The organism is Mesorhizobium sp. P2_C5_2 (assembly GCF_056404535.1).
In genome coordinates, this window is the sequence record NZ_JBFUDV010000003.1 from 1 (window position 1) to 18333 (window position 18333).

At 64.8% G+C, this 18333-nt stretch carries 18 protein-coding genes and 1 pseudogene; 7 read left to right on the forward strand and 12 right to left on the reverse strand.

Going from position 1 to position 18333, the window contains the following annotated elements; translation table 11 throughout:
• Positions 1-241: pseudogene (locus AC1D1B_RS11370) on the forward strand (ISAs1 family transposase); the annotation flags it as partial.
• Here the strand turns inward: AC1D1B_RS11370 and AC1D1B_RS11375 are convergent.
• The 3 genes from AC1D1B_RS11375 to AC1D1B_RS11385 form a co-directional block, all read right to left on the reverse strand.
• The gene (locus tag AC1D1B_RS11375) at positions 216-518 is read right to left on the reverse strand and encodes a type II toxin-antitoxin system ParD family antitoxin (RefSeq protein ID WP_477332140.1); all 303 of its coding nucleotides are present in this window, start codon (positions 516-518) and stop codon (positions 216-218) included. The pseudogene AC1D1B_RS11370 and the gene AC1D1B_RS11375 sit on opposite strands and share 26 nt — an antisense overlap.
• Positions 519-590: 72 nt before the next feature.
• Positions 591-1595 carry a GlxA family transcriptional regulator gene (locus tag AC1D1B_RS11380; protein WP_477332142.1) on the reverse strand — a complete coding sequence of 335 codons (1005 nt, stop codon included), beginning with the start codon at positions 1593-1595 and terminating at the stop codon, positions 591-593.
• 215 nt (positions 1596-1810) lie between these two features.
• The gene (locus AC1D1B_RS11385; RefSeq protein WP_477332144.1) at positions 1811-2521 is read right to left on the reverse strand and encodes an alpha/beta fold hydrolase; all 711 of its coding nucleotides are present in this window, start codon (positions 2519-2521) and stop codon (positions 1811-1813) included.
• Between the two features lie 213 nt (positions 2522-2734).
• Here AC1D1B_RS11385 and AC1D1B_RS11390 point away from each other — a divergent pair, with 213 nt between their 5' ends.
• The 3 genes from AC1D1B_RS11390 (at position 2735) to AC1D1B_RS11400 (ending at position 5929) form a co-directional block, all read left to right on the forward strand.
• Positions 2735-4285: a winged helix-turn-helix domain-containing protein gene (locus tag AC1D1B_RS11390; RefSeq protein WP_477332146.1), complete on the forward strand. Its 1551-nt coding sequence runs from the start codon at positions 2735-2737 to the stop codon at positions 4283-4285.
• Positions 4286-4331: 46 nt separating this feature from the next.
• Positions 4332-5480, forward strand: coding sequence for an amidohydrolase (locus tag AC1D1B_RS11395; RefSeq protein WP_477332148.1), 1149 nt, complete (start codon positions 4332-4334; stop codon positions 5478-5480).
• A gap of 89 nt (positions 5481-5569) precedes the next feature.
• Positions 5570-5929, forward strand: coding sequence for a hypothetical protein (locus AC1D1B_RS11400; RefSeq protein WP_477332150.1), 360 nt, complete (start codon positions 5570-5572; stop codon positions 5927-5929).
• A 20-nt stretch (positions 5930-5949) separates the two neighbouring features.
• Here the strand turns inward: AC1D1B_RS11400 and AC1D1B_RS11405 are convergent, their stop codons facing one another.
• Both AC1D1B_RS11405 and AC1D1B_RS11410 read right to left on the reverse strand, forming a co-directional pair.
• Positions 5950-6681, reverse strand: a complete 732-nt coding sequence (locus AC1D1B_RS11405) for an SDR family oxidoreductase (protein WP_477332152.1) — start codon at positions 6679-6681, stop codon at positions 5950-5952.
• A gap of 34 nt (positions 6682-6715) precedes the next feature.
• Positions 6716-7195, reverse strand: coding sequence for a VOC family protein (locus AC1D1B_RS11410; RefSeq protein WP_477332154.1), 480 nt, complete (start codon positions 7193-7195; stop codon positions 6716-6718).
• A gap of 131 nt (positions 7196-7326) precedes the next feature.
• On the opposite strand from AC1D1B_RS11410, the gene AC1D1B_RS11415 reads away from it, so the two are divergent.
• Positions 7327-8268, forward strand: coding sequence for a transcriptional regulator GcvA (locus AC1D1B_RS11415; RefSeq protein ID WP_477332156.1), 942 nt, complete (start codon positions 7327-7329; stop codon positions 8266-8268).
• A 50-nt stretch (positions 8269-8318) separates the two neighbouring features.
• On the opposite strand, the gene AC1D1B_RS11420 is transcribed toward AC1D1B_RS11415, so the two are convergent.
• Positions 8319-9530 (reverse strand): cytochrome P450, encoded by a 1212-nt coding sequence (locus tag AC1D1B_RS11420; protein WP_477332158.1) that lies wholly within the window; start codon positions 9528-9530, stop codon positions 8319-8321.
• Positions 9531-9549: 19 nt separating this feature from the next.
• Positions 9550-10233 carry a GNAT family N-acetyltransferase gene (locus AC1D1B_RS11425; RefSeq protein ID WP_477332160.1) on the reverse strand — a complete coding sequence of 228 codons (684 nt, stop codon included), beginning with the start codon at positions 10231-10233 and terminating at the stop codon, positions 9550-9552.
• Between the two features lie 201 nt (positions 10234-10434).
• On the opposite strand from AC1D1B_RS11425, the gene AC1D1B_RS11430 reads away from it, so the two are divergent.
• Positions 10435-11427, forward strand: coding sequence for a hypothetical protein (locus AC1D1B_RS11430; RefSeq protein ID WP_477332162.1), 993 nt, complete (start codon positions 10435-10437; stop codon positions 11425-11427).
• A 158-nt stretch (positions 11428-11585) separates the two neighbouring features.
• Positions 11586-12026: a hypothetical protein gene (locus AC1D1B_RS11435; RefSeq protein WP_477332164.1), complete on the forward strand. Its 441-nt coding sequence runs from the start codon at positions 11586-11588 to the stop codon at positions 12024-12026.
• A gap of 286 nt (positions 12027-12312) precedes the next feature.
• Here AC1D1B_RS11435 and AC1D1B_RS11440 read toward each other — a convergent pair whose 3' ends face one another.
• The 5 genes from AC1D1B_RS11440 to AC1D1B_RS11460 form a co-directional block, all read right to left on the reverse strand.
• A complete protein-coding gene (locus tag AC1D1B_RS11440; protein ID WP_477332166.1) occupies positions 12313-13293 on the reverse strand; it encodes an ABC transporter permease in 981 nt (326 codons plus the stop codon).
• Positions 13294-13540: 247 nt separating this feature from the next.
• Positions 13541-14512, reverse strand: coding sequence for an ABC transporter permease (locus AC1D1B_RS11445; protein WP_477332168.1), 972 nt, complete (start codon positions 14510-14512; stop codon positions 13541-13543).
• A complete protein-coding gene (locus tag AC1D1B_RS11450) occupies positions 14509-16059 on the reverse strand; it encodes a sugar ABC transporter ATP-binding protein (RefSeq protein ID WP_477332170.1) in 1551 nt (516 codons plus the stop codon). The genes AC1D1B_RS11445 and AC1D1B_RS11450 overlap by 4 nt, the downstream gene beginning before the upstream one ends.
• Positions 16060-16272: 213 nt before the next feature.
• Positions 16273-17307, reverse strand: coding sequence for an ABC transporter substrate-binding protein (locus tag AC1D1B_RS11455; RefSeq protein WP_477332172.1), 1035 nt, complete (start codon positions 17305-17307; stop codon positions 16273-16275).
• A 76-nt stretch (positions 17308-17383) separates the two neighbouring features.
• On the reverse strand, positions 17384-18298 hold the full coding sequence (locus AC1D1B_RS11460) for a sugar phosphate isomerase/epimerase family protein (RefSeq protein WP_477332174.1): 915 nt from the start codon (positions 18296-18298) through the stop codon (positions 17384-17386).
• Positions 18299-18333 lie beyond the last annotated feature (35 nt).

An 18333-nucleotide genomic window follows, 5' to 3' on the forward strand; every position in this document is an offset into this window, starting at 1 on the left:
CTCCACCAGAGCCCATTGGCAGATCGAGAACGGCCTGCATTGGATGCTCGATGTTCATCTGGACGAAGACCTCAGCCGTGCCCGCAAGGACAACGCTCCCGCCAACACCGCGCTCATCAACCGCCTCGCCAGGAACATCCTCCAACTCGCCGATACCGACAAAGTCCCCATCAGCCATCGCATCAAGAAATGCGCATGGAATGACGACTACCTCATCAGCGCTCTAACTCATATGCGATAGCCCTGCCCTTGAGGCGGGCGGCGTGATGGGCGCGGATGCTGTCAAAAACCTTGTCGGCTGGGATGGCCTGGGAAGGATCTGCCTTCCACCTGTCATAGGTCGGCACGACCTCCTCGCGCAGCCAGCGCTCCACGGCGGCATCGCGTTCCTGCAATGCGCGAAGACCGGCGCGGATCACTTCACTGCTGGTCGCGTATGTGCCGGACTGAACGAGCTGGTCGATGAAAGCGGCCTGCTCGGCCGGCAAGCTGAAGGTGCGTTTTTCAGTTGCGGACATGGTTTCTCCTATCAGAGTTGGTATGATTTTATCATACCAACGACAAGATCGCACCTGAAATCTGACGGCGGCCTAGACCTGAACATGCGCTTGGCCGCTGCCGTCGGCAGAGACACTAGACATTCGGTCCGGATGCCTGAGATGGGTCGGCGTGATGCCTGTCTGCTGGCGGAAGACGCGGCTGAAATGGCCGGCATTGGGAAAGCCGCAGCGGTAGGCAATGTCGCCGATCTGCAGGTCGCTTGCCTCCAGCAGCGATTTCGCATGATGCACGCGCAGCGCAAGATATGCGGCCATCGGGCCGAGGCCGAGCTCGGCGCCGAACAGCCGCTCGAGCTGGCGCCGCGATAGGTTCAACCGGCTTGCAATCTCTTCGACCGACAGCGTCTCCTGGAGATTGCTTTCCATCAGCAGCAAGGCCCGCTTGACCGCCCGGCTCGACGCCGCAGGAAAGAGGTCGCCGACGGGCTGCACGTCCCGGCTCGAGCGGATGCGGTCGAGCACGAGGATCTTGGCGGCTTTTTCCGCCGCCTTGCGGCCGATGAATTGCGACACGAAATGGCCGGCAAGGTCGGCAGCACCGGTGCCGCCGGCGCAGGTCGAGCGGCCCCTGTCGACCGAAAACAGGCTGTCGGCATGGGCGTTCACATCAGGGAACTGGTTGCGGAAATCCTTGATGTGGAACCAACTCACAGCCGCAGCGTAGCCATCGAGCAGGCCGTAGCGCGCGAGCACGAAGCTGCCGGTGCAGAGCGCCGTCAGCGGCACGCCCTTTTCGGCGGCCCGCAACAGAAAGGCCTCCTTTTCGGAGCTGAGTGACCGGTTGGTGTCGAGCAGGCCGCCGACCACGACGACATTGTCGAACTCCTCCGGATTGCCGATCGCCTTGGTCGGCAGCAGTTCGACGCCGCAGCTCGCCCGGATCGGCAGACCGCGTTCGCCGACGATCTCCCAGTCGAACTCGATCCTGCGGCTGCGGTCGCCCTCATCGCCTGCCAACCGCAACGTGTCGATGAACAGCGACAGCGGCGACAGCGTGAAGTCGCGAACCAAGAGAAACGCAAACCGCCTGGCCATTGTTGTTCCGGAACTGCCCTCGACTGGATGGAGCCTGATATCGCCGAAGATTTGGCACAGGCGTGTGCGCCGTGCTCCTCAGGAGCGGCCGCGAGATGTCGGAGATGAGCTCGACGATCTCGGAAGCAGGGGAAAATCTCGCCCGCCGCGCCATTGCCGGTACAACGGCGCAAGAAAGCCCGGGTGCCGCGAGGCGCCCGGGCAATCCATTCGTGTTACGCGGCTCGCTTCTTGGCGACGCCGGCGGCCGCCTGTTCGATGAGCTTGGCGACAGCTGCCGGATCGGAAACGTAGACCGCGTGGCTGCCGGGCACTTCGACCGTCGTTGCGCCGGCGCGGGTTGCCATCTGGCGCTGTGCCGGCGGCGGGATCATCTTGTCGTCGCTGGCGACCAGATACCAGCTCGGCTTCACCTTCCAGGCCGGAGCGGTGACCTTGCCTTCGAGCGCCGGGATGCCCCACGGAACCTGCGAGTCGGCCATGAAGGCGGCGAGCGAGGGGCGCACGTCAGCGGCGAAGGAGGCAGCGAACTTCTCCTTGTCGAGCATCAGGAAGCCGTCGACGGGCGGCAGGATCGGCGGTACCGAAGCGCCGGGAGGCGGGTTGGCAATCAGGGTCGCAACCGACTCGCCGGCATCTCCGGCGAAGGCCGCGATATAGACGACACCAGCCACTTTGGGATCGGTGCCGGCTTCCGACACCACGATGCCGCCATAGGAATGGCCGACCAGGATGACGTCGCTCTTGGCTTCGGCAATGGCGCGCTTGGTGACGGCGACGTCGTCGGCGAGCGAGGTCGTCGGGTTCTGGACGATGGTGACGTCATAGCCGTCCTTCTTGAGGATCTGGTAGACGCCGTCCCAGCCGGAGCCATCGACGAAGCCGCCATGCACGAGGACGACGGAATTTGCTGCATTGTTCGACATTTGAGTTCTCCTTTTCAAAGCGTTGGTGGGTGTTGGTTGGTTGAGGCCGGTTGAACGTTTGTTGCAGGAGGACTATGCGCCGGCGGCAGTGGGCGCGCTTTGAGGGGACCTTCAGGACCGCTTGATTTTACCTTGAGATCGCTTTGATTTTGCGCTCAAGACGCGGCTAAAGTGTATGACTGGCAATTTCCCGGACGATTTGGAGACAGCAATTTGTCGTATCATTTTGAGGATTTTGCTCTGGATGGTGAGCGGCGCGAGTTGCGCCGCGGCAACGAGCTGGTCCCCGTCGAGCCGCAGGTCTTCGACCTCCTGCAATTTCTGATCCGCAACCGCGAGCGGGTGGTCAGCAAGGACGATCTGGTCGATGCGGTCTGGCAGGGGCGGATCGTCTCCGACGCTACGCTTGCCAGCCGCGTCAACGCCGCGCGCAATGCGCTCCAGGACAGCGGCGAGGAGCAGCGCCTTGTCCGCACGATCCTGCGCCGGGGCTTTCGCTTCGTCGGCACCGTGCGCGAGGACGGCGGTGCCCAGACGACCGCACCGGCACAGCAAGCAAAGGCTGACCTGGGCATTCCCGCCCGTCCCTCCATCGCCGTGCTGCCCTTCGCCAATATGAGCGGCGATGCCGAGCAGGACTATTTTGCCGACGGCATGGTCGAGGACATCATCACTGGCCTGTCGCGCATCCGCTGGCTGTTCGTGATCGCGCGGAACTCAAGCTTCACCTACAAGGGCCGTGCGGTCGACGTGAAGCAGGTCGGGCAAGAACTCGGCGTGCGCTATGTCCTGGAAGGCAGCGTCCGCAAGGTCGGCAATCGCGTGCGCATCACCGGCCAGCTGATCGACGCGGAAGACGGCAGCAACCTTTGGGCCGAACGCTACGACCGCGAGCTGACCGACGTGTTCGCGCTGCAGGACGAGATCACCGTCAGCGTGGTCGCGGCGATCGAACCCAATCTGCGCCGGGCCGAGATCGAGCGCGTCAAGCGCAAGCGCCCCGACAGTCTCGACGCGTACGATCTGCTGCTGCGCGCGCTGCCCGATGTCTACACCTTCATGCCGCAGGGTGCCGCCAAGGGGTTGCCGCTGCTCGACCAGGCGCTCGCCATCGAGCCGAGCTATGCGCTTGCTCACGGCTTTGCCGCCTGGGCGCATCAGACCCTTTACCTACGCGGCGGTTTGCTGGCAGAGCATCGCGACAAGGCAGCCCGCCATGCCCATGCGGCGATCGAGCACGGTCCGGGCGACGCCATGGCGATGGCGCTCGCCGGCTTCACCATTGGCATGGTCGAGCACGACCGCAAGCTCGCCGACGCGGCATTCGCGACGGCGCTTTCGCTCAACGCCTCATGCTCCTTCGTCTACGCCTTTGGCTGCGTGTCGGTGGCTTATGGTGGCGATGCGGCACGCGCCGTCGACTGGGGCGAGCAGGCGATCAGGCTCTCCCCGCTGGACGCCATGAACTGCGTACCGCAAGGCATTATCGGCTTCGGCAATTTTCTCAACGGCCGGCACGAACAGGCGGTCGCGGCAGGCCGGCGGGCGGTGGAGATGACCCCCGGCTTCAGCATGCTGCATGGCTGGCTGGCCGCGCCGCTGGCCAGGCTCGGCCGGCTCGACGAGGCCAAGGCGTCGGCCGCGCGGCTGATGGCGCTCGACCCGCATTTTTCTATTGGCCGCTGGTCGGCTGCAGTGGGGTTGGCGCCGGAGATCGCCGGCGACGTCACCGACGCGATGCGGCTGGCGGGATTGCCGGAGTAGCCATCACGCATGCTATGAAAGCCGCAGCACCTAGCGGAGCCCAATCATGACCCTGACCAATCGCGACATCATCGAGCTGACGGCATGGCGGCGCAAGCTGCACCAGCAGCCGGAAATCTCGAACGAGGAGGAAAAGACCGCGAGAGAGGTCGTGTCCTTCCTCGCCGATACCGGCCCGGACAAGGTGCTGACCGGCCTCGGCGGCCATGGTGTGGCGGCGGTCTATGACAGCGGCCAGGCAGGGCCGACGGTGCTGTTCCGCTCGGAGCTGGACGCACTGCCGATCGAGGAGCTTTCGGGCGTGGACCATGCCTCGCAGGTGCCGGGGAAATCGCATATGTGCGGCCATGACGGCCACACCGCGATCCTCGTCGCACTTGGCCGCCAGCTTGGCCGCGAACGGCCCGCCCGCGGCCGCGTCGTCTTGATGTTCCAGCCGGCGGAAGAAACCGGCAATGGTGCGGCCGGTGTCGTCGCCGATCCGCGCTTCGGCGAGATCGCCCCGGATTTTGCCTTCTCGCTGCACAATATGCCCGGCGTGCCGTTCGGCGAGGTGCGCCTCAGGGAAGGCGTGGTCAATTGCGCCTCGCGCGGCATGCGCATCGTGCTGGAAGGCAAGACCGCGCATTCGTCCATGCCCGAAACCGGCGTGTCGCCGATGCCGGCGGTGAGTGCGCTGATGCCGCTGCTGCCCGCGCTCGGACGAGGCACCTTTGCCGATGATGATTTCAGCATGGTGACCGTCACCCATGCGACGATGGGCGAGGCCGTGTTCGGCATCTCGCCCGGCTACGCAGAGGTCTGGGCGACGCTGCGCACAAGGCGTGACGAGCGCATGGCCGAGCTTGTCGCCGCCGCTGAAGCGCTGGCTGCCAGGATCGCAGGCGAGCATCGCCTGTCCGTCCGCTGCGACTATCACGAGATCTTCGTGGCCAGCGTCAACGCGCCGGACGCGGTGGAGCATCTGAACCGCGCGCTGGACGAGGAAGGTGTGCCGCGCAGCGAGGAAGCCTTGCCGATGCGCGCCTCGGAAGATTTCGGCATTTTCGGCCACAAGGCCAAGTCGGCGATGCTCTTCCTCGGCGCCGGCGAGCGCACGCCTTCGCTGCACAATCCCGACTATGATTTCCCCGACGATCTGATCCCGATCGGCTCGCGCATCTTCATGCGCGCGGCGCGCAATCTTTTGGGTTGAGCGGCTCTCCGAAATCCGCATCCTGAAGCTGCCTTTTTGCGGCTGGAATCGTCCTGTAGTCGCGGTCCTACATTAGGAGAAACTTGCGGATGAGAATTGCAATGGTCGTCGCGTTGGCCGCGACAGCGGCAGGATGCGTCAGTTCTCCGGTCCAATACGGCGCCTCGCTGTCGCCGCAGGACCCGAAATGGGCGACGCCGGAATGCCAGCAGGCCCGAACGGACGCCATGGCCAACGACGCGCGCGAGAAGGGGCAGCCGGGATGGGGCTTCGGCGTGCTGCTTGGGCCCTACAGCATGGGCCTCGTCGCGGCGGCCAAGGAACACCAGCAGCAGCAGCGAAGGCTGCTTGCCCGCCAGGTGCATCTGCAGTGCTCGAGCCTGCCGCTGCCGAAGGATCTGGATTTCGATCCGCAAATCTACGCGCCAAAACCGGCGAAATATCCGTAGCGGTGCCCCTTTGCCCCCGTTCAGACCAACCTCTGCCCGCCGTCGATGTGGATGGTCTCGCCGGTCATGAATTCTGCCTCCATGAGATAGAGATAGGCAGGCGCGACATCGGCCGGTGACGCGACCTTGCCCGCGGGTATGCGCTCGGCCATGGCGGCGAAGTAGCCTGACTTGGCCTCGCCGACCAGTTCGTCCCACATCTCGGTGTCGACCCAGCCGGGCGAGACGATGTTGACCCTGGTCGGGGCCAGTTCCTGCGCCAGTGCGCGGGCGAAATAGCTGAACGAGCCGGCGATCGCCGAGACTACCGCGCCGCCAGGTACCGGCGGCCGGTCCTTGTTGATGCCCGAGGTGAAGGTCATCGAGCCGCCCTTCCTCAAGCCGCGCACGGCATGCTTGGCCAGCATCACGGCGCCGATCAGCTTGTTGTCGACAAAGCCGCGCACGAAATCCATGTCGGTCTGGCCGATCGGGAAGTTCGGCGGCGCCGTTCCAGCCGTCGAGACAAGGTGGTCGAAGGCGCCGACCGCCTCGAACAGCCTGGCAATCTCGGCTTCCCTGGTCATGTCGGCGGCAATGCTTTTGACGCGGCCGCCCGCGGCCAGCCGCTTCTCCGCTGCCTGCAGCCTCTCGTGCGAGCGGCCGACGATCACCACCTCGGTGCCATTGTCGAGCGCGGCTTTCGCCACGCCGAGACCAATGCCGGAACTGCCACCGACGACGACAATTTTTTGTCCCTTGAGCGGTGCCATTGATGCCTCCTGTTTCGGGAATGTCGGGTTTGACTTACGAACGGCCGGCGTGGGCCGCTTCGATATCGGCGAGGATGATCTTCTTCATCGAGTACATCGCCTGGCGTGCTCGATGCGCCTTGTCGCGGTCCGGATCGTTCATCAGCCGGATCGCCGCCTCGGGAATGACCTGCCAGTAGACGCCGAACTTGTCCTGCAGCCAGCCGCAGGGCTTTTCCGAGCCGCCGCCTGCCGTCAGCGCCTGGTAGTAATAGTCGGTCTCGGCCTGGTCCCTGGTTTCGATGTAGAGCGACATGCGCTCGTTGAAGGCCGGCATCCCGCCGGCATTGAGCGCCGTCAGCCGCAGCCCTTCAAGCTCGAAGTCGAAGATCGCATGCGGCACGCCGGTGCCGCCGACATGGTCGGTGAAGGTCACCGTCTCCAGCGCGCGGCCGTTCCTGAACACCGAGAGATAGAAGTCGCGGGCTTGCTCGGCATTGCCGGTGTACCAGAGAAAGGGGTGGATGGTGGCCATGGCGTCCTCCTGAAGTCGGTGAGGTTTGATCACAAATCTTGTGAGGATTTGTGACCGGTAAAAGCCGCGTCGACAAACCAAAATTTGGCAAGTATTTGTTACCAACGCTCACAAATGCCCGGCGCTCACACATGCCCCGCAAACTGCCACCGCTGAATGCATTGCCGGCCTTCGAGGCCGCTGCCCGGCATCTGAATTTCTCCAGGGCGGCCGACGAGCTCAACGTCACCCATGGCGCCATCAGCCGGGCGATAAAACACCTGGAGGAGCAGCTCGGCGTGCAGCTGTTCGAACGCGCGACGCGTTCGGTGCGTCTCACCCCGGTCGGCGAGCCCTATGCGCGCGCGGTGCGCGAGATGCTCGACCAGCTGACGGTGGCGACGCAGGTGGCGACATCGCGCCATTCGAACACGAGCCTGAACGTCAGCACCTCCGACGGCTTCGCCGGCAAATGGCTGGTGCCCCGGCTCTACCGTTTTCATCGCGCGCATGGTGACATCGATGTGCGCGTCTCGACATCAGGCAAGCTCACCAATTTCCTCGGCGACGACATCGACATCGCCATCCGCTATGGCGGCGGCCATTATCCCGGGCTGACTTCGGAATTCCTCACCGGAGAGGAAGTGTTTCCAGTCTGCAGTCCGCGGCTGCTCGAAGGCCCGCATCCGCTGCGAACACCTGAGGACCTCAAACACCACACGCTGATCCGCGACGGCTACCGCATCGACTGGGCGGCGTGGCTGGCCAGCGCTGGCGTCGAAGGCGTCGACCCCAGCAGCGGTCTGACCTTCGATTCCGCCACCTTCGCGGTCGAGTCGGCCGTGCAAGGCGAAGGCGTGGTGCTCGGCCGCACCATGCTCGTCTCAGCCGACCTCGCGACGGGGAGGCTGGTGCGGCCTTTCGATCATGCGCTGAAAGCGGTTTCGAGTTTTTACGTGGTGTACCCGCCGGAGGCGATAAGGCAGCGGAAGGTGAAGGCGTTTCGGGATTGGCTGTTTGCGGAGGTGGGGCAGGGGACGGGGCGCCAAAGCGCGACGACGCCGGCCGCCCAATTTTTAAGCAAATCCGGATAGTCGCCGCTCCGCACGTCCCTGAAATTGCCCTAGACGTCGCGATCCTGAACCTAGGCAGGGCGGCTGAGGATCAGTGGCACGGCGCTCATGCCGTAGAACGTCAGCGACGGGCGGCGCCTGGCGCTGGCGGCATCAAGGCGCCAGCCCGGCGCGCGAGTGAAAAGCGCCTCTATCATCGCTGCGATCTCGATGCGGGCGACATGCTGGCCTAGGCAGACGTGCAGACCGGTGCCGAAGGTTATCGACGAGGCTGGCGAGCGGGTGAGGTCCAGTTGGTCACCGTCCGCGAAAGCGGCATCGTCGCGGTTGCCGCTACCGAGCACCGGTACCACAGCCTCGCCGGCCGCGATCCTGATTTCGCCAAGGTCGACGTCTTCCGCGGCGATGCGGGTGGCCGCGTAATGGATAGAGGCGCCATAGCGCAGCAGTTCGGCGGCGGCGGTGTTCCAGTCGACGGCGCGGCGATCGAGCAGGGCGCGCTGGTCGGGGAAACGATCCAGCGCGACCAGGGCGTTGCCGAGGGCGTCGACGACGGTCTCCTGCCCGGCAAACAGCATGAAGACGACGTTGGCAACCATGTCCTCGCGCGACCAACGGCCTTCTGTCACTTCCCGCACCATGCCGGCAACCATCCCATCCGGCCGGAAGGCCTGGCGCGCCAGCCGCTCCTCGACAAAGGCCTGGCATGCGTCACAGGCCTCGGCGCTGGCTGCCGCCGGCTGGCCCGTCCGCAAGTCGAAGGCGATGGCCATGAGACGGGTCAATGATTTCAGCGCCCAGGGGTCCTCAATCTCGATGCCGAGGATTTCCTGAAGCAGCCAGAAGGACACCGGCACGGCGAGGCCGGCAACGGCATCGATGCGGCCATTGGCCAACGCCTGGTCGACCAGGTCACGGCTGAGCGCGCGAAGACCCTCCGACAGCCCCTCGACGGCAGGACGGGAGAGGTAGCCGGCGACCGGCCGGCGGAGCCCGCCATGCTGTGGCGGATCGGCGAGCAGCAAAGACCGGGTAAGCAGCGCCATCGGCGCCTGGTCGACAAGCTTGCGGCGGACCTCGTCGTACTGGCCTGGCGGCGCCTGCAGCAGAGCGGGATGCTTCAGCACGCGCGACACCAGTTCATGGCTGAAGACATAATAGGCGTCGGCAATCTCAGGATAGGGCGCCATGCCGCGCGCGATGCCGCCGCCAGCACGCATGCGGGCAAAATGCGGAAACGGATCGTCGCCGAGCACGAACGGATCGAAGAACGGAATCGTCATGAAGCGGCCAGCACGTGTGTCATTCACTGAGATCCTTGGCGCTGAGTTTCTTGGCTGAAATGACCCGAAATCCCCCTGATGCTGTGTCCTGCGGGAAGAAATCCGGCATGACATAAAGGAACTCGCATTCAACGGCACGATAATGCAGACGTAGCAGCGGATCTCGGATGATTTCTTCCAGCGGCGGTCTTATGCCGGTCTCGTTCCAAAGGTCGATGGTGGCGCGGAACCTCGGGTCAGCCTTGACATGGTCATCGTCGTCGCCCGAGGAGCCGGCATATGACGAGCAGCGGCCATCGCCGATCAGCCAGCTGGCGCCGAGACGGCGGCCATGGCGCTCCATCTCCTTCAGCAGTCGGACCGCCGTGTTGCTGCCGCGATGGCTGGGGCGGACGCAGAGATTGTAGGCGTAAAGAGCGTAAACCGGCTCGCCGCGCGGCAGCGACGCATAGGCATCGAAATTTGCCGGGAAATCGGCGCGCGCCAGGGGATCCTGGCTGGTCTCGGTAAAGCAGATGGTGCCGGCAAGCACGTTGCCATCGATTGCTCCGAACATGGTGTGTCCGAGTGCCAGCCGGCGGCGGATGGTTGCTTCGCTCGCTTGCAGCGGAGCGGCCCAGGCGGCGGCCTCAAGCTCCATCAGCAACGGCATGTCTTCCATGTCTAACTGGCGGATGGGTACCGCAACATTGTCTAAATTCATCTGTCGGCTGCCTCGACTTCTAATGCGCCATATGGTGCACGTGGCAGTCTTTGCCAATGCGGTTTTGCAGCTTCACGGAAACGCTGGCCTGTTCTATCTCTTGTTTGACGCAACTCCGAAAGGAAACCGTTTCGCAGTTTCCCAAAACCTCTCTAATCATCATGGTTTCCCTTTGCAATTACCTGCGGATAATGGGATCGCATGATATTTTATGTGGCGCATAGGGAGCACGCCTACACCCAGGCGGTCCTGCTGCTTTATCACCGGACCGACCTGCAAGCGTCGTTCCGGCTGGTGCGCTATGAGGATGCCGAGCTGCTACGCGGCGTTCGCGCCGGTGTCGTCATCTGGTCCGACATGGACCGGCTGGCTGCCGATGAATTGAAGCGCGCAGCTAGCCTCAGCGACGAATTGGCTGAGAAAACAGGCCTGACGCAGCTCAATCACCCGACCGCCAGTCTGCAGCGCTTTGAACTGCTGCGCGTGCTTCACGCTGACGACAGCAACCCTTTTCGCGTGTTCAGGCCGCACCAGCTGGAAGACACGATACGCTATCCCGTTTTCATCCGTGACGAGGCGGGCGCGCTCTACAAGGAGCCGCCGCTGCTGCACCACCGGCCGGCGCTGGACGCGGCGATCGCCCGGCTGGACGGCAGCAATCTGGTGCGACCGATGGTGGTGGAGATGGTCGGCACGCCCTGGGCGGACGGCTACTACCGGAAATTCGCGGCCTTTCGGGTCGGCGATACGATCTATGGCCAACATTGCGCTATGTCGAAGTCGTGGTTCGTCAAGAATTCACCCGAGCAGCTGCTGCCGGCACACATCGAAGAAATCAGGGCGTACGTTGCCGCCAATCCCGATGCCGATAGGGTCATGCAGGTCTTCGAAAGGGCCCACATGCAGTATGGACGTATCGACTACACGCTGGTGGACGGCAGGCTGGTGGTGTTCGAGATCAACAGCAACCCCACCGTGCTCAGCGACCCGCCGACGCCGTTCGCAAGCTATGACCCGCAGCCCTATGCCGACCTTCACGCCAACGCGCTGCTGGCGCTGCCGCAGGTTACCGCGCCGGACTCGCTGGCTGCAATCGACGCCGCCCACCAGTCGGCCCTGGCGAAGTTGCGGCGCCACTACCAGATGAGGCGGCTGAAGTTAATGCTGCGAAAGGTGCTCAGGAAGAGAAAATAGGCGCCGCCCCCTCCACAATCCGAAAGTACGCGACGTCACGTTTCGTCGGATCTTCTCGCAACCTGCCTGGAACCAAATCCCAGCCTAAACTGTTCCAGTTTGATTCGACGCCGACGAGCCCTGCCGGTTGGGTAAGCGGCGCTCTTGAGGAGCTTATCATGACCATCTCATCCAGCTTTCGTTCGCTTGCGGTTGCGGCAATCGCCGCCGTTGCCGTCAGCGCTGCCAGTGCCGCGCATGCCGACAGCGGCACGATCCGCTTTGCCGTCTACAAGGCGGCCTTCTTCGTCGGCGGCTCCGGCGGCGAGGGCACGCTGACCTTCCATGGCCGCTCCTATCCCATCTCGATCGGCGGCGTTTCGGGCGGCTTTGCCTTCGGTGTCTCCAAGACCTATTTCCGGGGTACCGTGCGCCATATCAGGAGGGTTCGCGATGCGACCGGGGTTTACGGCGCGGCCGGTGGTGGCGGGGCGCTCGGCAAGGGCGCGCAGGTGATCGTCATGACCAACGACAAGGGCGCCACGCTCGAGCTTACGGGCCGGCAGGTGGGGCTGCAGGTGAATGCGGATTTGAGCGGGATGGCGATTTCGCTGAAGTAGGGGCGGGATTTCCTGGGTGGGCAAGCCTGCCCAGGATGATGGCAATCGCGTAGGGTGTTCCCCCACTCCGTCTCGGCTTCGCCGAGCCACCTCTACCCCCACTTTCGTGGGGGAGAGGAAACGCTAATTTTCGAGGGCTGCGGCCTACAAAAGATGGATACGCCAAAAAGCTTGGCATTTCCTCTCCCCCACTATGTGGGGGTAGAGGTGGCTCGGCGAAGCCGAGACGGAGTGGGGGGGCGGCGCTGCCATAGGCGACTATCCCGACCTTCTACGGGACAGCCGCCTACCTCTCCTCCACAATCCTTAAATACGCCGCCGTCACGAACAGCACGATCAGCCCGAACAAGATCCGTCTCGCCCCCTCCGGCATCTGCAGGATGGTCAGCAGCGTCGTCAGCACGGTCAGGATAAGCGCGCCGATGATGGTGCCGGTGTAGCCGCCGCGGCCGCCGAAGATGGAGGTGCCGCCGATGACGGCGGCGGCGACCGAGGGCAGCACCAGCGGTTCGGCGAGCGACAGCGAGGGCGCCTTGATCAGGCCGATATAGAGCAGGCCGGTGATGCCGGCGAGCACGCTGGAGGTGACGTAGAGCGCGGTGATGACCTGCCAGTATTGTACGCCCGACAGGCGGGTCGCGCGCTCATTGTCGCCGACGGCGTAGAGCAGGCGGCCGAAGCCGGTGCGGGCGAGCGTGAAGACGATGAGCGCTGCCAGCGGCACGAACAGCAGGAGGGCGTTGGGGAACCCCCAGGTGACGCCGGTGCCGAGCCAGGCGAGGAAGTCGGGGATTTTGGCGCCGGACGCGATCACCGTGCGCTGGTAGACCTGCAGGCAGCCGGTGCCGATCAGGCTGGTGCCCAGCGTCATGATCAGCGGGTGGACGCGAAAGACGCCGACGCCGATGCCGTTGACGAGGCCGATCAGCACCGCCGGCATCATCGCCAAAAGGAACGCCACCGCCGGGTCCTGGTTGACGATCTGCGTCGCCATGATGAAGGCGCTCATCGTCGCCACCGTGCCGACCGACAGGTCGATGCCGCCGGTCAGCATGGTCATGGTCTGGCAGCCCGCCAGGATCGCCAAGGGAATGGCGAATTTGATGGTGTTGGCGATCCAGCGCTCGTTGACGATGCCGGGGCGCAGGATCTGCAGGACCACCACCAGGATGACGAGCAGGATGACCAGCGGGATGAGTGGCCGGTCGGCCATGAAGCGTTTGACGCGACGGCCGAGGGGGACGGGGGTGATGGCGGTGGTGCTCATGGGGTGGCTCTTGGGGTGGTGTTTTGCGAGGCTAGCGCTCTACGGCGCCCCCCTCTGGCCTGCCGGCCATCTCCCCCACTTGTGGGGAGATTGGCAGCTTCAGCGCTGCGCTCATTCTTGCAAGGCTGGAGATTGGCAAAGGCCGCAATGACAGCTGATCTCCCCCCTTGTGGGGGAGATGTCCGGCAGGACAGAGGGGGGCGCGCAGGAACGCCGACCCCTCGCTGCGACAGCATCACCCCGCCCATCACTGCCGCCCCCGCATGGTGATAAACGCGCCGAACATCACCACCGCCACCATGATCAATCCTTCGATGATGGCGGTGACGTTGGGGTCGATGGCAAGCAGCGTGAGATCGGTGCGCACCAGCCTCAGCACGAAGACGGCGACGATGGGGCCGAGCAGGCCGCCCTTGCCGCCGCCGAGCGCCACGCCGCCCAGCACCACGGCGGCGACGCTGGCGAGCAGATAGGGGCCGGGGATGGGGGCGCCGATGCCGGTGCTCATGGTCAGCGCCAGGCCGCCGAAGGCGGCGAACAGGCCCGACAGCGCATAGGCGATGATGCGGGTGCGCTTGACCGGCACGCCTGAGCGGAACGCCGCCAGCTCGCTCGAGCCGATGGCGTAGATGGAGAGGCCGAGGCGCGAGCGCCGGAGCGGTATCCAGATGATGCAGAGGCAGACGATCAGCACCAGCAGCGCCTTGGGCAGCCAGGCGTCGATGGCGTCGGGCAGGCCTGGTATCGGCACGGTGCCGGAGATCAGCGCCTTCAGCCATTCGGCGATGCCACCGCCCGGCGCGTCGAGCACCAGCAGGGCAGCACCCTGCAGCACGAACAGCATGGCAAGCGTGACGACAATGTCGGGCACGCGGGTGACGACGATGAGCAGGCCGTTGAGCGCGCCGAGCACAAAACCCATGGCGAGCACGAAGGGCACGACGAACAGCGCGTACTCCTCCGAGGCTCCATTCATCATCGACGCCGCGGTGACGCTGGTCAGCGCCATCATGGCTGCGACCGACAGGTCGATGCCGCCGGCGATGACCACCACCGTCTGCGCGGCCACCGCAAAGGCATAGGGCAGCACGGCGCGGGCGAGCGAGCCGAAATCATTGCTGCCATAGGCGGGTTGGATGATCCTGGTGGCGATGAACAGGACGACGAGAAGCGCGAACAGGCCGACGACCCAGCCTTGGCGGCGCAGGAAGTGGCTCATGGCGTCGCTCCCTGCGAAGCTGAAGCGTTGGCCGTGGGGTCGGCCAATATGCCGATATCGGCCTTGGCGCCGCGCGGCAGGCCGTAGGCGGCGCGCATCAGCGCCGGCTCGTCGGCTTCCTCGACTGGAAAAATGTCGACCAGGCGGCCACCGAAGATGACGATGACGCGGTCGCAGACGCGCTGCACCTCTTCCAGCTCCGAGGTGTAGAACAGCACTGACTTGCCATTGCCGGCGAGCTCGCGCAGCAGTTTGTAGATCTCCTGCTTGGTGCCGACATCGATGCCGCGCGTCGGGTCGAAGCACAAGATGGTGCGGGCGTCGGCCGCGATCCAGCGGGCGATGGTCACCTTCTGCTGGTTGCCGCCGGACAGGCGCTGCACCTCGCCTTGCGCACGGGTGTCGATCTGCAGCCGCTCGATGGCGCTGAGCACCGTCGCGCGCTCGCGACGCATGTTGATCGGCCCCCAATTGCGCAGTGCGGCGCTGAAGGGAAGGGCGATGTTTTCGCGCACCGAACGCTGCATGGCGAGCGCTTCTGAACGGTCGCCCGGCACATAGGCAATGCCTGCGCGGATGGCGTCGATCGGGTGGGAAAATTTCACCGGGGCGCCATCGACCTCGATGGTGCCGCCGGATGGGCGGATCGAGCCGGCGAGGGCGGCGAACAATTCGTCCTGGCCCTGGCCTTCGAGCGCGACGACGCCGGCGACTTCGCCATCGGCGAGATCGAAGGAGACGTCGCTGAGCTTGGTGCCGACGCGCAGATTGCGCACCGAAATGCGCGGCCGGGCAGCGGCGGGCGCGGCCTTCTCGGCGGCGCTGCGGGCGGCGACATGGGTCTTGACGATGCGCGTGCCGAGCATCAGCTCGACGATCTTTTCCTCCACGCCCGGCACGATGTCGACGACGCCGACAGTCTCGCCGTCGCGCAGCACGGTGGCGCGGTCGCAGAGCGCCGATATTTCGACGAAGCGGTGCGAGATGAAGATCACGGCGCGGCCAGAATCGCCCTGGCGGCGCACCACTTCCAGCACCTTTTCGGCGAGGTTGGCGGGCAGGGCCGCCGTCATCTCGTCGAGCAGCAGCACGTCGGGCTCGACGGCGAGCGCACGCGCCAGGTCGAGCACGCGCAGCACGGCCAGCGGAATGTCGCGCGCGGTGTCGCGCAGGTCGAGGTCGGTTATGCCGAGCTCGCGCACCCAGGCGCGGAACGGTTCGACCGGCGTGCCGGTGAGCCTGAGATTGGACAGCACGTCGAGATCGGGGATCAGCGACGGCTCCTGGTAGACGGGAAGCAGCCCGGCGCGGCGCGCGGCGGCGGGCGAGCGTATGTCGCGCGCCTCGCCGCGGATCAGGATGCGGCCGGCATTGGCTGGAATGGCGCCGGTCAGGATCTTCACCAGCGTCGACTTCCCCGCCCCATTGGCGCCCATCAGCGCATGCACCTCGCCCGGCAGGACGGAGAGCGACGCGTTGCGAAGCGCGGCGACCGCGCCGTAGTTCTTGGCGACGCCGGTGGCGTCGAGGAGGGGGCTGGTGGTCAAAATGGTTTGGGTCTCGGCTTGTGTGCTCAATAAATGCGAATGTCGGTGCTGCCCCTCACCTGCCTGCCGGCATCCTCTCCCCGTATAGAGACGGGGAGAGGGGGCTTGTCGCGGGCGTTGCGGCCAGCTTCTCTCTCCCCGTTCACGGGGAGAGATGTCCGGCAGGACAGTGAGGGGCAGCGCCGACGGATAGTCGTCAGCAGAAGCCCAGCCTTACTCCCCCGGCCCCTTGCACGCCACGATCTGCTCCTTGGTGTACGTCGTCCACTCCGGGATCGAGATCGAGACCGGCCATTCCGGGCTAAGCGACGGGTCGGCGGCGGCTTTCAGCTTGGCTTTGCCTTCGTCGGTGGCGTTGTCCCACAGCTGCGGGTCGACCAGCACGGTCTGCTGCGCCGGCTTCTTGCCGTCGAGGATCTGCAGCGCCAGCGTGACACCGGCACCGCCGATCGAGCCGGGGTTGGTAACGGCCGCGCCGACGAGGCCCTTGACCGAGCTCAGCTGGCCGACGAAGCCGGCATTGTCGGCGCCGACGATCGGCACCAGCGGTGCCTGCGATTCCACCAGCGCGTCGACGATGACGTTGTCGATGCCCGACGTCCAGATGCCGTTGAACGGCGTTCCTGTCGAGAGGAAGGAAAGGATCTGCTGCTTGGCCTGGTCCTGCTGCCAGCCGGTGAAGACTTCCTGCGCGACCTTCACACCGGGGTTTTCGGCCAGCGCCTTCTTGAAGCCTTTGTCGCGGTCGCTATCGGCCGAAGCGCCGGCGGCGCCGCGCATGTAAAACACCTCGCCCTTGCCGCCCATCTGCTGGAACAGCCATTTGGCGCCGAGATAGGCATACTGCTCCTGGTTGTTGGAGATGATGTAGGCCGACGGCTCGGTAACCGCCTGGTCGACGGCAACGACGACGATGCCGGCCTTGGTGGCTTCCTCGAGGCCCGCCTTGATGCCGGCGGGATCAGCGGGGTTGACGACGATGGCGTCGACCTTTGCGCTGATCAGATTGCGGATGTCTTCGAGCTGGCCGGCGGCATCCGTGTTGCGGTGGGCGATGTTGAGCTTGGCGACCTCGCCGGAAGCCAGCGCTTGCGCCTTCATGGCGCAGACCATTTCCTCGCGCCAGCCATTGCCCTGCACGGTGTTGGAAATGCCGATCGTGTATTTGCCTTCCGCCGACGAGACGCCCACCGAGGTGAGCAAGGCAGCGCCCGCAAGCAGCGGGACCATGGTCAGTATTTTCTTCATGTCAGTACTCCTCCACATTGTTTTTCAGTTCCAGGGCCTGACCCGTTGGCAGGATCAGACCAAGTCATTCACCTCGTCATTTGACGAAGGGACGCAGTACGTCGCGGGCAAGCAGGAAACCGCGCTTGACCTGATCGTCGCTGCCTTCAAAGCGCCTGTCCTCATGTTCGATGATGACCGGGCCGTCGTAGCCGGCGCGGTAGAGGCCGGAGAAGAAGCCGCTCCAGTCGACATCGCCCAACCCCGGCATGCGCGGCACCTGCCAGCCTATCCCGGCCGAGAGGGTTCCGCGCTCATAGAGTCCATCATGATCAATCATCAAATCCTTGGCATGGACATGCAGCATGTAGGGGCCGAATTCCCTGATGAAGCGGGCCTGGTCGATCATCTGCCAGACCAGATGCGAGGGGTCGAAATTCATGCCGACCTCGCCGCCCCACGCCTCCAGGATGCGGCGCCAGATCTGCGGCGAATAGGCGATGTTGTGTCCGCCCGGCCACTCGTCATAGCTGAAGATCATCGGGCAGTTCTCGAAGGCGAGTTTCACCCCGTGGTCGCGCGCATAAGCGACGATCTCGGGCCAGACTTTCAGCGCATCCTGCCAGTTGACGTCGACAGTCTTCGAGGCATCGCCGCCACAGAAGGTGTTGACCACGGACACACCCATATTGGCGGCCAGCACGATCACCTTCTTGAGATGGCCGATGACGGCCTCGCGGTGCGCGGGGTCCGGATGCAGCGGGTTCGGATAATAGCCGAGCCCGGAGACGGTGAGCTTCTTCTCCGCCAGCGATGCGACAATCTCCTTGGCCTGCGCGGGGGACGTCGAGGCAGCATCGATATGGCTGGTGCCGGCATAGCGTCGCGTCGCGCCTGAGGTCTTCGGCCAGCAGGCGATTTCCAGCGCCTCGAAGCCGGCGGAGTGCGCCCAGCCGGCAACCTCGCGAAGCGGCGTCTCCGCAAATGGCGCGGTGAGCAGTCCAAGTTTCATAGTGCCTCCCCTGGTCGTGGCTTCACGACCAATAC

What these genes read in the sequence shown, in the direction of transcription:
- AC1D1B_RS11375 (WP_477332140.1), bottom strand. Translation starts at nt 518, where the DNA reads ATGTCCGCAACTGAAAAACGCACCTTCAGCTTGCCGGCCGAGCAGGCC.
- AC1D1B_RS11380 (WP_477332142.1), bottom strand. Translation starts at nt 1,595, where the DNA reads ATGGCCAGGCGGTTTGCGTTTCTCTTGGTTCGCGACTTCACGCTGTCG.
- AC1D1B_RS11385 (WP_477332144.1), bottom strand. Translation starts at nt 2,521, where the DNA reads ATGTCGAACAATGCAGCAAATTCCGTCGTCCTCGTGCATGGCGGCTTC.
- AC1D1B_RS11395 (WP_477332148.1), top strand. Translation starts at nt 4,332, where the DNA reads ATGACCCTGACCAATCGCGACATCATCGAGCTGACGGCATGGCGGCGC.
- AC1D1B_RS11400 (WP_477332150.1), top strand. Translation starts at nt 5,570, where the DNA reads ATGAGAATTGCAATGGTCGTCGCGTTGGCCGCGACAGCGGCAGGATGC.
- AC1D1B_RS11405 (WP_477332152.1), bottom strand. Translation starts at nt 6,681, where the DNA reads ATGGCACCGCTCAAGGGACAAAAAATTGTCGTCGTCGGTGGCAGTTCC.
- AC1D1B_RS11410 (WP_477332154.1), bottom strand. Translation starts at nt 7,195, where the DNA reads ATGGCCACCATCCACCCCTTTCTCTGGTACACCGGCAATGCCGAGCAA.
- AC1D1B_RS11415 (WP_477332156.1), top strand. Translation starts at nt 7,327, where the DNA reads ATGCCCCGCAAACTGCCACCGCTGAATGCATTGCCGGCCTTCGAGGCC.
- AC1D1B_RS11420 (WP_477332158.1), bottom strand. Translation starts at nt 9,530, where the DNA reads ATGACGATTCCGTTCTTCGATCCGTTCGTGCTCGGCGACGATCCGTTT.
- AC1D1B_RS11425 (WP_477332160.1), bottom strand. Translation starts at nt 10,233, where the DNA reads ATGAATTTAGACAATGTTGCGGTACCCATCCGCCAGTTAGACATGGAA.
- AC1D1B_RS11430 (WP_477332162.1), top strand. Translation starts at nt 10,435, where the DNA reads ATGATATTTTATGTGGCGCATAGGGAGCACGCCTACACCCAGGCGGTC.
- AC1D1B_RS11435 (WP_477332164.1), top strand. Translation starts at nt 11,586, where the DNA reads ATGACCATCTCATCCAGCTTTCGTTCGCTTGCGGTTGCGGCAATCGCC.
- AC1D1B_RS11440 (WP_477332166.1), bottom strand. Translation starts at nt 13,293, where the DNA reads ATGAGCACCACCGCCATCACCCCCGTCCCCCTCGGCCGTCGCGTCAAA.
- AC1D1B_RS11445 (WP_477332168.1), bottom strand. Translation starts at nt 14,512, where the DNA reads ATGAGCCACTTCCTGCGCCGCCAAGGCTGGGTCGTCGGCCTGTTCGCG.
- AC1D1B_RS11455 (WP_477332172.1), bottom strand. Translation starts at nt 17,307, where the DNA reads ATGAAGAAAATACTGACCATGGTCCCGCTGCTTGCGGGCGCTGCCTTG.
- AC1D1B_RS11460 (WP_477332174.1), bottom strand. Translation starts at nt 18,298, where the DNA reads ATGAAACTTGGACTGCTCACCGCGCCATTTGCGGAGACGCCGCTTCGC.